The sequence below is a fragment of the Vibrio sp. RE88 genome (genome assembly GCF_013113835.1).
Lineage (GTDB): Bacteria > Pseudomonadota > Gammaproteobacteria > Enterobacterales > Vibrionaceae > Vibrio.
The window spans coordinates 425,058-439,142 of the sequence record NZ_VTYQ01000002.1 but is presented as its reverse complement, the minus strand read 5'-3'; the positions used below and the strand labels follow the sequence as shown (position 1 = coordinate 439,142).

Genomic DNA, 14,085 nt, shown 5'->3' with positions numbered 1-14,085 from the left:
AGTTTGGAGCCCTACGGTGATTAGCTCTTATTGTTGCCGCGTTGCGGTACAAACAATGGGCTAATGGTTCTCTCTTGCTATGTTTCATCGACAGTAATTCCTTTGCACTACCTTTTACAGCGATCTTTTCGCCACCTCCATTCAACATAATTAATCGTCTGCAATAGGTTGTTTCACTAATGTATCAAAGCCTTATACGCTTAATACATTTGAGAAACATTCGTTGTAGTTAGCGATGAAATACTGTGGATTCAAACACTTGTAGTGTTACGTAAAACGGTCCTTTACTTTCTATTGGATACTGGATTTATGCACCTATATTTATATGCTATTTTCACAACTCTACACTTAACATCAGGAACTTATTTCAATGCGACTTTTACCCCTCCTTCTCACAAGCGCAGTCATGTCTTTTCAAGTCTTCGCCGCCCCTACAAAAACGGATATTTTCTCAACCATAGATCATCGCCTCAGTTACATGGAGGACGTCGCACTGCACAAAGCAAACAATGGTATAGCGGTAGAAGATAAGAAAAGAGACGCCGTCGTCATTGAGTCTGCTAGCGTAGCGGCAGAAAAAGAAGGCTTAGACAAACAAAGTGTTGAAGCATTTTTTGCCGCTCAAATTTCCGCAGCAAAGGCGATTCAGTTCCGATACCGAGCTGATTTATTGACCGCACAAGAAACGCGTACCCCAAGAGATCTTAAGACGGTTATTCGCCCTGAGCTGATCAAGCTTGGCCAAGAGATTACTGCCGGAGTTGCACAGTATCTACACGAAGGTGGTGAGTTTAAAGAGAGTGACTGGCCTATGTTTCAAGCGGCGATTAATGAGCGATACCTGACAGACGCTGATAAGAAAGCACTCTTTGATGCATTGGTACTCATTCAGACTCAATAACTGTTTGCTAGGAGGCTATGCGCCTCCTTTACGCTCGCTGTCGTTGAGCGTATTTATCACATAGCTGATTAAAGGTCAGTGGTTTATCAAAATAGTAACCCTGAAGCACTTGGCAACCCATTTGGTTTAGCAACTCCGCCTGATGTTGGGTTTCCACGCCTTCCGCCACCAAGTTAAGCTGATTGGAATGCCCCATCGCTATGATGGTGTTCGCTAAACTGTCCAAATAGTTGTCGTCATCGATATCTCGGATGAACTGTCGATCAATTTTGATCTCCGATATTGGCAGTTCGTTAACATACCGGAGAGAACAGTACCCCGTCCCAAAGTCATCAAGCGAGACTCCAAACCCTTCCGTGCTCAAGTTCGTTAGTATGTCTTTAACCCGGTCCGTATCTTCAATGACAACATTCTCTGTGATTTCAAAAATCACCAGATGATTATTCAGCTCGTTTGAATTGAGGATGTCTTTGGCTTTTAGTTCAAAATCTTTATGCAGGAGCTGCAATGGAGAGATGTTTATCGCGACGCCAACTTGGCTTTGATTGAGTCGATTGAATAGAACGATGTCCTTGCAGGCCTGTTTCATTACGAAATCACCAATCTCAATAATCAATCCCGTTTTTTCAGCAACATCTATGAACTGATCGGGAGGAACATAGCCAAACTCCGATGAATGCCAACGACACAACGCCTCGACGCCAATAATCTCACCAGTAGAAGCATTAATTTTAGGTTGGTACTCAACACTGATTTCTTCTCTCGCTAAAGCAAAACTTAGCTGTTCTTCAAGCGCAAATTGGTGTTCCAATATATCGCTGATTCCGCGGGTGAAAAGCTGTATTTGGCCTTTCGATTTTTCTTTGGACGTGAAAAGCGCAACATCGGAGTGAGATAACAATTCCGAAGAGTTTGAGCCATGCTCAGGGAAAATCGCGACACCAATACTGCAACTGGTCGACAGTTGAACGCCATTGAATAGAACAGGCACAGCGATCGCCTCTTGAATCCTTTCTGCTCGGAGAATCGCTTCCCCCTCTTCAACGACAGGAAAACCGAAAACAAACTCGTCTCCACCGAAACGAACCAGTATTTCATCATCACGTCTGAGTTTGGAGAATGTCGTACTGACGGCTTTAAGCAACTCATCACCGGCATGGTGGCCATATTTGTCGTTGATCCTTTTAAAGTCATCTAAGTCGACAAATAAAACTGCGTATTTAGAGTTCTCTACTCGGCATTGCTCGATGCAGCTGTCAAGGTGCTCATCCAGTTGGCTGCGGTTGGCAATGCCCGTTAAAGAATCGATATGGGCTAATCTTTCCAATTGCACACGACTTATCTCGAGTTGCTTTATATCCTCTTCAATTCTCTGCTGATAATCGTCAAAGCGCCTTTTCACCAACTTACTTGCCCAAACCGACAAGGTGACGAGAAGTAGCATTAAGCCAGCCAAAATAAGAATTACACGCAGAAGATCCTCGGAATGCGCTTGTTTCAACTTAACCACTTGGGGGTTCAAAATACGTTCTACGTGTTCCGTATAAAAGCCTGTCCCAATGATCCATCCCCATTCTGGTAATACCTGAACATAACTAACCTTATTTGAGTTGAAGATGCCCTCTGGGGTATAGGGGCTTTGATATTCGACGAAACCTGACAAATTGCCATCCAATGTTGTTCTAATAGTTTCAAGGAGTTCAGGTTCAGAGTCTCCAATTCGATTGGGATCTTTATGCGCTAACGTCACCCCTTTCATATCCAACACAAATACGTAATTGTCTTCTCCATATCTTAAGGCAGTCAGCCACTCTAGAAGCCTTAGCTTGATCTCATCTTCGACGTCAGAAACGTACTCACCAGTCCCGATAAACCAATCAAAAGGCTCGAATTTCTTACCAAAGCCAATTTTTTCAAATTCTATATCACCGTGCCCCGGCTTCTTATACCACCATTGGTAAAAGGCTTCACCAGTCGTTGATTGTTGAATAAGCTCAATATGCTCTTTTAAAATCAAAGTTCCCTTACTGTCTTTCGCATCAATTTTGGACGTTCCTTCAATATGCGGAAGCAGCCCATGCATAATGCTCATACCTTCCATCGAGAATATAAAGAAATAGCCGCGACCTTCATTAAACCTCACATCTCTCAATGCTTCAGATATTAGGGATTGAAGTTCTTCCTCAGAATGATTGGGATAAGCGCGATACAATCCGCTGGCAATGTGATGCGCTTCATAAACTCGTTCTCGAATGTCGGCTTTTAATACATCGACGGTTTGAGAGGCATCAAAAAGCAGATGTTGATGGATGTTTTGCAGTTGATGTTGTGATTGCTCACGCTGGTTCTCTATAAAGTCCTGTCGAAAGCCATCCAGCAATGCATCAATTTTTCTTTGTTCTTCTCCGACAAAAATCAAAGTTATGGCAAGCATTACCGTCATCGTAAGTGTCACCGGTAATACTTTTATGCTTCGCAACAGCCATAATTCTGAATCATTTGTCATAGACGAGCCCTGTAACTATAACCACAATCTTCTAATTATAGCTTTTGATTGTTAAGAGCTTTTCGTAATGCAAAGTCACTTGTCGTCCGGTATCGCATATTTAAGTTTTCCTTCACTCTTAAGCATCTCAAAATACTTTCCAGATTCTCTCATTCGCTGAAAGCCTCGTTCACATTGATGCAGGATTTCCTGTCCATTAGGGAAAGAACGGGACACCATGAGGTGAAGTGAAGTTCCGGGAAAAGGCTCAGGTAGAATATCGAAGAGGTGCTGTGAATCTGGGAAGAGTTTGGCTATCCATTTCCAACCAGACTCTGGATCAGCAGGAAGGTAATCGATGCGGCCTTTTTGTAGTAGTTGAAATGCTTTTTCTTCAGTTTGGGCCAGCACATACTCTTGCCCTTGTTCATCAAATTTTTCCTTAATGTAGTAGCCGAGATACGTACCGATGCGATACGCCATTAACTTCTCAAGGCTGATGGAATCTGTCGTAGGAACAAGGGGCCGATAATAAAATATCCTAGGTGGGTTCGCCGATTGGGTGAGCGCAACGGAGAAGTCGGCAAATTGCTTTCTCGCCTTAGTGACTGCGTAGGGAAAAGCAGCGAAAGCTGAACCGTGTTTAACCATGGTTTCAGCCCTTAACCAAGGGACATAGGCCACTTCAATGTTCGTCTCCTCGCTTTTGCACATTTCAATAACGAGATCGACAAAAAAGCCTTTACCTTCCCCCTTTGAAGCATCCAAAACATATGGAGGCCAAACATCAGTGACAAAAGTCACGGTCCTTGCACGCGCCTGATTCGTCAAAAAGATGAGCAGCATAAATAGAATTGGCCATTTAACAAGATATCTTGAAGTGCCCATATTTATGCCCAAATAACAAAACCATTAGTATGCTTCTAGTACAAAAATGGTAACACCTCAAGTGTGACAGCGTCACTCCATGAGGCGCAATTTATTCAATTTTACCTGCCACGGTTTGGATTCTCTCAAAGCTACCTGGTTTCGTTATCCAAGCAACCACAGCATCAATGTCATTCAGTTCATTCGTCAATTCAAAATGCCAAGTTCCGGTCGAGGAGCGACTTTGCTGACGTTCCTTAGCAATAAAATCGTGTTCGAGTGATTTTCCTCTGTTTTCTCCGGCCTTCACTATGGTGGTTCGGTTATTAGCCAGAAAGACGATCGTCGCGTCGAGATGCCCTGATTTGTCGAAATTAAGAATGAACTTATTGCCCTTTCGACTAAGTGTTAGCCTTTCGGCATTTCTAGGTTCTAGAACAGGAAGCTCGCGGTTAACCCAATTGAAGAAACCGCGCCACTCTTTACCATCGACAATGAATCCTGGCGTGTAGACACTGCCCACGACATCATATGCACGATAGAGACGCTGCAATTGTGAGTATTCAGGTTTCGCAAAGTCGTCTTGCCAGCCAAGGTAGTCCCAATAATCGACGTGATAAGCCACTGGAATAATTTCTTTCCATAGTCGATCACTTTCTTCAAACGTTGATAAATATTTGTCCGCTGGTGGGCAGCTGGAACACCCTTCTGACGTAAAGAGTTCAATAACCTGAGCAGGTTGACCTTCATGTGACCAGATTTGTCCACTAGAGAGGGTTGAGGCGACGGATATCGCTAATAATGTGTTCATAGACAGATCCTCTGATGTAGTACTGACTATGACCGACCTAATGCTGACTCTATTTCATTAAAATAAAACAAAAAAAGCGCCAGCATTTCTGCTGGCGCTTAAAAGTCTGTAACTATGGGTCTATTAACGATATAGACCGATATCCTTTTGGATGTGACCAGACATGTCGCTTGCGTAGTATGCGCGAGGCGTGTTGTCTGTGAAAAGAATATCTAGTAGGTGTGCAATCAATCCTTTGAAAGTAACCGAGTAGGTTTTTTTGTCCATAGAGATTGGAGCGTTGATAGTTCCGATGTGCATTGCCTGTGCCATGATTGCCTCTCTATAAATCGTGTAATTCATTTCGTTGAGGGGATATTAAGCAATAATTTACTGTTCAAAAAATGACAAATTTTACTTTTTGGCATTAGTTTTTCTAATAAAACAAACCATTAACATGACACTTTAAGAAAAATGCAACCAAAACTAGAAATAATGCTTATTTATCCACTTTGGTTGCATTTACTATTTATTAACCACTCAAAAACATGTTTTAAGTCACAAATATTTTACAACCCTATACATATTCAAGCTGGTAATTTGTCTCGATTAAATTAGTTTATTTATCGATACTTACTTCAACTTCTGATGCCAATCTCTTTTGTTTGACCACCGATGCCACAACTGCAATAGACATAGTAATCAGTAATACAGCTAATGACAGCGGAGTGGGTATCTCCCAAGCTGACCCAACTAGCATCATCTTAATGCCGATGAAAATCATAATGAAGGACAGCGCTGGTTTAAGGTAAATAAACTTATCCATCATACCTTGCAGAACAAAGTACAAAGAGCGAAGGCCCAGCAAGGCGAATACGTTCGCCGCAAGTACAAGAAACGGCTCTTGAGTTACAGCGAAGATGGCAGGAATGGAGTCAAGCGCGAACATGACATCCATAAATGCAATCACACCAATCACAATCGCCATCGGTGTTAACACTCGTTTGCCCTGCTCCACAACCAACAGTGCGTTACCACGAAAATCATCCGTTACGTTCGCCCACTTCCTTATTAGCTTTTCAGGTAATGGATTCACCTCATCCTCTCCTTTGTCTCTTGCCAGCTGTACACCCGTCCAGATGAGGAACAGAGCAAAGACATAGAGAATCCAGTGGTACTGAGCAAGCAACTGAGCACCAACTGCAATCATGATGGCACGCAAGACAAGCGCACCAATCACTCCCCAGAGTAATGCTCGTGGTCGCAAATGTTCTGGCACTAAGTACTGATGGAAGATGATGGCAAACACGAACAGGTTATCAACGCTCAGTGACTTTTCTAGCAGATAGCCGGTTATGAATGATACGGTCGCTTTTTCAGCGCTGTAATTGCTTGCTGGGGCATAGACATCCCAAAAGAAATAAATGCTGGCAGCGAAGATGAACGCGATCAAAAACCAAAATAGGCTCCACGTTGCCGCTTTCTTGATAGTGATGTTGCCGCCACGGGTTTGCCATATATCTAAAACCACCATAGACAGCGTTAGCAAACCAAAACCGAGATAAATAGATAGGGTCATTGTTCCTCCTGAGCGGAGGGATCTGAATAGTTCTTTGACGATCCCACCGCAAACAAACCAATCCAATGTACTTTTACATTGGTTACTTGATTGCGTTGGTCTCGTCGAAATGCATGCCGCATAAAAGCGGCAACATTTATACTTACCGGATAGAACTGAGTCTAACGAGATGACGATAAGTAAACCAGAGGCGACTACTCCCCAAACAGATCGGATTGTATTCTGGTGTGTGGAGCACGTCTATAACTAAAATCAAAAAAGGAGCCGACTTGGCTCCTTTTTTACATTAAGCGGAACATTTACCGCTAGGTTATACTCCCCCAACAGGGATAAAGTATACCAGTGCAGACCATACGCCTACCCAGCTAATTACGACGGCAACGTCGATCCAGTCTCTACTCCACATAGATTCCCCCAGAGTAATATTCATTTACTCAATTAACTCGGGGAATAAATTAGCAACCTTTATGCCACCACGTCTGCACGCACTGCTGAGGCCTGTTCAAAGTATCGGGTAAGTCTGTCAGCAACTCGATAAAACAGTCGGCCATGGAAGTCGTTGTAACGACGCCTTCACCTAGCATGTTCAGCATCGCCTCATACCCTTCTTTCCCTTTCATGGTATAGGCTGACGACGTCCCAACATAGTACTTTTCGTCATCGACCTTTTGCCAACCTGACTCAGAATTAAAGATTTCTAAACCAAGAATTCGGCTGCCGATTGGCGCTTCAGGCGCGTATTCAAAGTTCAAATTAAATGTATATGGATAGGAGCCATCTCCTGTCCCTTCGACGCCGTTATTGGTGGCATTGTTAATTGCCCCTTCGAGTGCAGCGGCAATGTCCTTCCCTTTGAGTTGATAAACGCCAATCGGTACGGCAAACGGCAGTAGCTTTCCAGCAATATCAGCAACGGAAACATTTCCGACATTGAGTGAGTTTCGAACACCACCAGCGTTATGAATAGCAAACTCAGCATTGTGACCAAGCTTTTTCATAGAGTGAACAAAAGATTCCGCTACTAATGGCGCTAATTCACTGGCTCCTACCTCATCAGGAATTCGGACATGTCGAAGTGGTTTGTTAGCATGAGCGATAACGTTACGTTGTAGCGTTCCAACGCGAGAAACATACCTTTCATTAAGTAATGTCTGTACTTCTTTGTCTTTTTTGCACACTAGGACGTTCGGGTGGTTATCAATAAACTCACGAGCAGTGTGATAAGGCAGCTCATTAGTTGTTTCACTCATACTGGCATCAAGGAACACCCTTCGACCTAGCAAGAGCTCATTCTTTCCATTGAATTCAACGATCTCACCTTGTTCGTTAAAATCGATGTCACAATGGCCTATACTTAACGCGTGGTATCCCGCCTGTACAACATGAGTCCCATTGATTTTGATGCCGTAATCGTCATCCTTTTTAAGTCCGAGATCACTGAAATCACCTTGTAAACGGTGGCTATGACCACCAACAATGACACTGATTCCATCCACTTTTGCCGCCATGTCTAGGTCAGCATCGTAACCCATGTGGCTCAATAGAATGATTTTGTTGATACCTTGGCTTCGAATCTGCTCTACCGTGCGAGTTGCTGTTTCTATCGCATTTACGAACGGCGTATCTGCGTCTGGGTTAGAAATGTCTGCCATTTTATCCAGTGCCAAAGAAAAGATAGCGATGGGTTCACCGTCTACCTCTTTTACTATCCACTGAGCGGACTGAGTGTCAGGGACATAAGAATGGACACGCGGCTTACCTCTTAAAGTCAGTTCTTTATCCTGACTTTCATTCGATAGGTCCCAGTTGCCGGCAAGCAAAGGGAATTCAATTTGCTCTACAAATTTCGCAACAGGCAGGTTACCCATATCCAATTCATGGTTACCTAATGCCATCGCATCTATATTGAGCGCATTGAGCATGGTCGCATTCGCTTCCCCCTTAAATAGGGAGAAATACAGAGTGCCCTGAAAACAATCTCCTGCGTGGAGGAACACCATTTGGCGGTTGTCAGATAGGGATTCTTCGAGCTGTTTTTTACGTGTCGCGATACGCGCAAAGCCCCCGGCACTCACATACGGAGTAAGGGTTTCGCCTTCTACATTAATCGTAAGCTGTAGCGACGTTGGTTCAAAATAAGAATGGGTATCGTTAATGTGCGCAAGCCTAATCTTAGCCGCTTTATTGTTTTTATATTTCATATTTTCTTCTCTCATATTCGGCTACATCGTATCCCATCCTCTATGACAAATTCATTAACTTTCACATTTTTATTGTATACGCCGTTCTATATACATTGACTAAGTTGAGCAAGATCTCTTGTTGTGGAAAACAGATTACACCGAGCAAGCACAAACTTTGTGAGGTAAGCTTCTGCTTATTCGAGGTTTTTCTATTATGCTTTAAGTAACAATAGCTCAAACGGAGTCACTTCATGCTGCTAGAGCGGATTGAAATTTCCGGCTTTCGTGGGATCAAACGGCTATCCATCGCTTTTGACGAGCTCACGACCCTAATTGGTGAAAACACCTGGGGCAAATCTTCGCTGCTAGATGCCCTATCGGTCGCCTTGCCTCCTGAAGGCGTCCCTTATCAATTTGAGATGACTGACTTTCATGTCGACTACTCAATCGCACACCCTCAGACTCAACACCTACAAATAGTGATTAGCCTGATTTCTAACGATAAGAACGAAATAAACTCCGGGCGTTATCGCAAAATTAAACCAGTCTGGATTCAAGATGATCAAGGCACCAATAAGATCATTTATCGATTAAGCGCCAGTCGTGATGGCTACGATGTCACCACTCGATACGCTTTTCTTGATCGTGAAGGTAACCCACTTCCCTTACATCACTCAGAAAAGTTAGCGCAGGAGCTCATGACGCTCCACCCTGTTATTCGCCTTAAAGATTCTCGTCGCTTCGAACGCCCAATTGGCAGCTTGGGTGATACCAATGACCGCATCGAGAAACGAATCAACAATACCTGCCGACGCTTGATGGCGATTCCTGGACATGTAAACAAAGGCGAAATGAAAAGTAGCCTGAGCTCTATGAATGTATTGGTTGATCACTACTTTTCATTTAAGTCCAATGCGCGCAAGAACCTTCGCAAGCAAAGAGATGGTATCTTTTTTAGTGGCTCTCCAAACAACAAAAGCATCTCTCAAGTTGTAGAGGAAACGAAAAGTAAACAGACTCGACTTCTGTTTATGGGCTTACTCAATGCCTACCTTCAAGCTAAAGGGCCTAACAAGCTTCGTCGCTGCGCAAGACCATTGCTTATTCTCGAAGATCCTGAAGGTCGATTGCATCCCACTCATCTTGCTCGTGCGTGGAGCTTACTTCAGCTTCTTCCCATGCAAAAGATACTCACGACTAATAGTGGAGATCTGCTTGGTCAGGTGCCGCTTAACAGTATTCGCCGCTTAGTCCGGCAATCGGATCGAACCATCACGACCTATCTTCCAGCGCAAGGGTTTAGCAAAGACGAACTGAGGCGAATCGGATTTCATATCCGCTTTCACCGCTCTGGAGCCTTGTTTGCCCGATGCTGGCTATTGGTTGAAGGTGAAACGGAAGTCTGGCTTTTCAATGAGCTCGCTAACCAATGCGGGTACAACTTAGCCGCTGAAGGCGTGCAAATCATCGAGTTTGCACAATCAGGATTGAAGTCGCTGGTTAAGATTGCCAAAGCATTTGGCATCGATTGGCATGTGGTAACGGATGGTGATGCCGCAGGTAAAAAGTACGCAGCAGCGGTTCGTGCTCAACTAGGGAACGATCAGGAACGTCATCGTCTTACCGAGTTACCAGATCGAGATATTGAACATTACCTCTATAACAATGGCTTCGAACCTTTCTTTAAAGACATGGTGCGCATTCCACTCGACCACCCGATTCCGGCAAAGAAAGTGGTGACCAGAGTACTCAAGAAATTCGCTAAGCCCGACCTGGCATTGGCGATTGTTTCTCATTGTGAGGACAGAGGAATGGATTGCATACCACTACTGCTTAGATGGACGTTAAAGCGTGTAGTGACAATGGCGAATGGCAACACATAAAAAAGCGGCCTTGGTTATCTTATATAACCAAGGCCGCGTATCAAACATCAAACGATACTAATCAATCGGGGGTTCACAATCATGAACGAGTCGGTAACTCACTGGTAGATTGTGTTTGAGATGACTTCTGATGCAGCCATAAGCCGCTTGCTTTCATCAAGTAACCAAACACGCCACCTAAGATCAACGAAGGTACAACAAGCTGCCAGTTACCATCTGCTGCGAAAGTCGCGCAAGAACCAATAAAAGTACCCGGTATGTACGCAAGCCAGTTTTGCTTAGCCTGAATACACATCATAAATGCCACGATAGCAGTGATCACATAACCCAGAATTTCTAATGAAGCGTATTGAGAAGCGTGGATGATCACCATCGCCCAAAATACACCTGTCATGTTGGTGACTAAACTTTCAGCCAGACCTTTAAGGCCGCTGGTTGGAGACGCAAAATAGCTGGTGCAACCTAAGAAGCCAGCCCATGACAATAAGCCTAATGAGATGGCAATCCACCCCCATAGACCTGAAAGAATTCCCGTAGTTAATGAAATCGCGACAAGTGTGCTCATACCGCCTCGCTAAGTGTGCTTATGCACACATCAAAAGTACAAGACGGCATGTTAAGGGTTAAGTAAAAGAAACAAAACGATCTTGATCACAATGAATAAGCAACAAAATGAAATATTAACAATATTTTGTGACGCAAACGTTATTTCAACAGATATTGAAAATATTAAAGTACCGAAGGCTTACCTTTCATCATTCTCAACCCCTCTCGTTTAATGCACTCAACGAGTGGGTTTTCCACCATGTCAGCCCTCCATATAAACGATAATGTCCGCTCCATACTCAGTTCAGGGACGTTGAGCGCGACCAACTGCCCGTTCTCAATGAAACGTTCGACATCGAGATAAGGCAAACAGGTCAGGTATTGGCCATGTTCCACCATGCTACGCAATACGGGGACGTGTTCGTATTCGCGCCAAACGTCTAAATCCTCTATTAAATGGTGAATGGAGCTATCAAAAATCTTGCGAGTACCACTACCGTGCTCTCTCAAAACCCACCTTGCCTGCTCTAGCTGTGCAAGGCTTACTGTTTCATGTCTCGCGAAAGGATGATGCGCGGCAGCAACAACGGTTAAATGGTCACGGCACCAGACTTCCTGATGAAGTCGGTTGTCATCACAACGCCCTTCTATGATCCCCAGATCATATTTGTAGTCTAAGACGCCTTGCATCACGCTATCAGTACTTTTGACTTTAAGAGAGATTCGCATCTCAGGAAATGAGTTATCAATAATACTGATAAGGTCCGGAACCAAATGTTCCGCAGGAGTTTGGCTTGCACCAAGTTTGATGTGGCCACTCAATAGATGCTGCTCGTAAAAGCCCATCTCAATTTGTTGTGCATCCTGTAACAACCGCTTGGCTTTTGGCCTTAACCACATGCCCCAGTGGGTTAACGCCATCTGTTTACCTTGGCGTTCGAACAGTGGTCGCCCTAGCATTTTTTCTAGCTGAGCCAGTGACATACTGGTTGCCGACTGCGTTAATGCCAGTTTATCTGCGGCCATACTAACACTCCCCATATCTGCGACTGCATCAAATACGGCAAGTTGTTTAAGAGAATATCTCATTAAGCTTCAATCCTTTGCTCAGAGAATAACAACGACTAAAAATGCTTATAAATAAGCAAGTTGTTTCATTTTACGTTGCTCTCAGCCCATATCAACATTTTTGATAAGGTTTTTAAACATTATCAATTTTACGTGTATTCCTGAACACCATAACCTGAATGGGCAGTGAGGCATTTTCACTGCAATAACAGGAGGTAATCATGACTAATAAATTCGGGGGCGACGATGACACAACAAGCTCAGACGAATAATCTCTACTTCTCACCCAGTGAGATGATGGCAGAGGCGGAAAAGTTCTCACTCAGTAAAGCTAGTAAAACCAGCGGTATGACCTTGGGATTAGCAGTAATGGCAGGAGCCTTTATTGGGCTGGCTTTTCTGTTCTATATTACCGTCACCACAGGCAATACGGACTCGGGCTGGGGACTGAGTAGACTCGCAGGAGGATTAGCGTTCAGCATGGGGCTGATTCTCATCGTCATCTGTGGTGGCGAGCTCTTTACCAGCTCAGTTCTGTCCAGCATTTCATGGGCGAACAAGCAAATCAGTTTCAGCAAAATGCTGTCAATTTGGGGCAAGGTGTACATCGGCAACTTTGTCGGGGCAATGTTACTGCTGTTGATCGTATCCGCTGCTGGCTTATACCAAATGGATCACGGTCAATGGGGTCTAAACGCTCTCAATATTGCTCAGCATAAATTGCACCATTCAACAATCGAAGCTTTCTCACTCGGCGTGCTGTGTAACTTATTAGTGTGTCTCGCTATATGGCTTACGTTCAGCAGTGCCAATGCAATGACTAAGGCAGTGATGACTATCATGCCCGTGGCGATGTTCGTGTCCAGCGGTTTCGAACACTGCGTAGCAAACATGTTCATGGTACCGCTTGGTATCGTTATTCAAAACTTCGCACCTGAGGCCTTTTGGACCCAAGTAGGCGCGACCTCTGCTCAATACAGTGACCTCAATATTTATCAATTCGTTACTGCGAACCTCATCCCAGTCACATTGGGCAATATTGTCGGCGGTGCAGTATTAGTCGGCCTAGCCAATTGGAGTATCTACCGCCGGCCTCAACTAAAAGCCGCATCTATTTCCAGCATTACTACAAGCACTAACATTACGTCAGCTAAGGAAACCACCATGAACAATCTATTATTCGTTAAAGACATTATGAACAATGATCCGGTCACGTTAACGCCTGAAATGTGCACTCCCGCGGCCATCGATACTTTGCTAGATAATCATGTGGTGAGTGCACCGGTTGTAGATGCAGAAGAACGCTTGATCGGTTTCTTTTCCGTTCACGATGTCATGGTCGATTTATGGTGTCAGGACTATATCCCGATTGAAGGCCAAAAAGTCGTGGATTTGATGTCGAGAGATGTTATCGCTATCAGCGTGAATGATAAGTTAATTGATGTCGCGGAATATCTTTGTATCGATAAAGAACAACTATACCCAACAACCAGCATTGGAATAGCCACGACCTTTACATCACTCTCACTTGAGGAACGAGCGAAAAGCATCAAGGTTCACAAACCTCATGTATTACCGGTTCTAGACAATGGAAAGTTCGTCGGAGTAGTAACAAGAGAAGATGTATTGAAGGCGTTACGCACTGTTTATAGTGACAGGGTAACTATCGTAAACAACAGCACACAGCTTGAATCAGTCTAGCGTATTTTGATCAGGAAATAAGTCGCTTGACCAAAAAGCCCCCAACGGAAGTTGGGGGCTATTTTGTCGTTAAGCAGTAAAT

Annotated in this window: 11 protein-coding genes; 3 read left to right on the top strand and 8 right to left on the bottom strand. The window is 44.1% G+C overall.

Going from position 1 to position 14,085, the window contains the following annotated elements; translation table 11 throughout:
- Window positions 1-406: 406 nt before the first annotated feature.
- A complete protein-coding gene (aroQ, locus tag F0265_RS05465; protein WP_253809340.1) occupies window positions 407-901 on the top strand; it encodes a gamma subclass chorismate mutase AroQ in 495 nt (164 codons plus the stop codon).
- A 28-nt stretch (window positions 902-929) separates the two neighbouring features.
- On the opposite strand, the gene F0265_RS05460 is transcribed toward aroQ, so the two are convergent.
- The 6 genes from F0265_RS05460 to F0265_RS05435 all read right to left on the bottom strand — a co-directional run bounded on the left by F0265_RS05460 (window position 930) and on the right by F0265_RS05435 (window position 8,823).
- Window positions 930-3,335, bottom strand: coding sequence for a cache domain-containing protein (locus F0265_RS05460; protein ID WP_253809338.1), 2,406 nt, complete (start codon window positions 3,333-3,335; stop codon window positions 930-932).
- A gap of 147 nt (window positions 3,336-3,482) precedes the next feature.
- Window positions 3,483-4,274, bottom strand: a complete 792-nt coding sequence (locus F0265_RS05455) for a transporter substrate-binding domain-containing protein (RefSeq protein ID WP_171748103.1) — start codon at window positions 4,272-4,274, stop codon at window positions 3,483-3,485.
- A gap of 91 nt (window positions 4,275-4,365) precedes the next feature.
- Window positions 4,366-5,064, bottom strand: coding sequence for a DUF1223 domain-containing protein (locus F0265_RS05450; protein WP_171748102.1), 699 nt, complete (start codon window positions 5,062-5,064; stop codon window positions 4,366-4,368).
- A gap of 123 nt (window positions 5,065-5,187) precedes the next feature.
- Entirely contained in the window at window positions 5,188-5,376 is a 189-nt protein-coding gene (locus F0265_RS05445) for a hypothetical protein (protein ID WP_006961027.1), read from the bottom strand.
- A 286-nt stretch (window positions 5,377-5,662) separates the two neighbouring features.
- Window positions 5,663-6,622: a TerC/Alx family metal homeostasis membrane protein gene (locus tag F0265_RS05440; protein WP_171748101.1), complete on the bottom strand. Its 960-nt coding sequence runs from the start codon at window positions 6,620-6,622 to the stop codon at window positions 5,663-5,665.
- A 455-nt stretch (window positions 6,623-7,077) separates the two neighbouring features.
- Complete coding sequence (locus F0265_RS05435) at window positions 7,078-8,823, bottom strand: bifunctional UDP-sugar hydrolase/5'-nucleotidase (protein WP_171748100.1); 1,746 nt, start codon at window positions 8,821-8,823, stop codon at window positions 7,078-7,080.
- Between the two features lie 233 nt (window positions 8,824-9,056).
- On the opposite strand from F0265_RS05435, the gene F0265_RS05430 reads away from it, so the two are divergent.
- Window positions 9,057-10,688, top strand: a complete 1,632-nt coding sequence (locus F0265_RS05430) for an ATP-dependent endonuclease (protein WP_040121643.1) — start codon at window positions 9,057-9,059, stop codon at window positions 10,686-10,688.
- A 79-nt stretch (window positions 10,689-10,767) separates the two neighbouring features.
- On the opposite strand, the gene F0265_RS05425 is transcribed toward F0265_RS05430, so the two are convergent.
- On the bottom strand, window positions 10,768-11,253 hold the full coding sequence (locus F0265_RS05425) for a DUF1097 domain-containing protein (RefSeq protein ID WP_040121644.1): 486 nt from the start codon (window positions 11,251-11,253) through the stop codon (window positions 10,768-10,770).
- A gap of 164 nt (window positions 11,254-11,417) precedes the next feature.
- Window positions 11,418-12,323, bottom strand: a complete 906-nt coding sequence (locus tag F0265_RS05420; protein WP_006961032.1) for a LysR substrate-binding domain-containing protein — start codon at window positions 12,321-12,323, stop codon at window positions 11,418-11,420.
- A 225-nt stretch (window positions 12,324-12,548) separates the two neighbouring features.
- Between F0265_RS05420 and focA the strand changes: the two genes are divergently transcribed.
- Entirely contained in the window at window positions 12,549-14,003 is a 1,455-nt protein-coding gene (gene focA, locus F0265_RS05415) for a formate transporter FocA (protein ID WP_171748099.1), read from the top strand.
- The last annotated feature ends 82 nt before the right edge of the window (window positions 14,004-14,085 follow it).

Bases quoted from the DNA above. Each gene is read 5' to 3' on its own strand.
- F0265_RS05445 (WP_006961027.1), bottom strand. From the start codon at position 5,376: ATGGCACAGGCAATGCACATCGGAACTATCAACGCTCCAATCTCTATG.
- F0265_RS05455 (WP_171748103.1), bottom strand. From the start codon at position 4,274: ATGGGCACTTCAAGATATCTTGTTAAATGGCCAATTCTATTTATGCTG.
- focA (WP_171748099.1), top strand. From the start codon at position 12,549: ATGACACAACAAGCTCAGACGAATAATCTCTACTTCTCACCCAGTGAG.
- F0265_RS05450 (WP_171748102.1), bottom strand. From the start codon at position 5,064: ATGAACACATTATTAGCGATATCCGTCGCCTCAACCCTCTCTAGTGGA.
- F0265_RS05460 (WP_253809338.1), bottom strand. From the start codon at position 3,335: ATGCTTGCCATAACTTTGATTTTTGTCGGAGAAGAACAAAGAAAAATT.
- F0265_RS05430 (WP_040121643.1), top strand. From the start codon at position 9,057: ATGCTGCTAGAGCGGATTGAAATTTCCGGCTTTCGTGGGATCAAACGG.
- F0265_RS05435 (WP_171748100.1), bottom strand. From the start codon at position 8,823: ATGAAATATAAAAACAATAAAGCGGCTAAGATTAGGCTTGCGCACATT.
- F0265_RS05420 (WP_006961032.1), bottom strand. From the start codon at position 12,323: ATGAGATATTCTCTTAAACAACTTGCCGTATTTGATGCAGTCGCAGAT.
- F0265_RS05440 (WP_171748101.1), bottom strand. From the start codon at position 6,622: ATGACCCTATCTATTTATCTCGGTTTTGGTTTGCTAACGCTGTCTATG.
- aroQ (WP_253809340.1), top strand. From the start codon at position 407: ATGTCTTTTCAAGTCTTCGCCGCCCCTACAAAAACGGATATTTTCTCA.
- F0265_RS05425 (WP_040121644.1), bottom strand. From the start codon at position 11,253: ATGAGCACACTTGTCGCGATTTCATTAACTACGGGAATTCTTTCAGGT.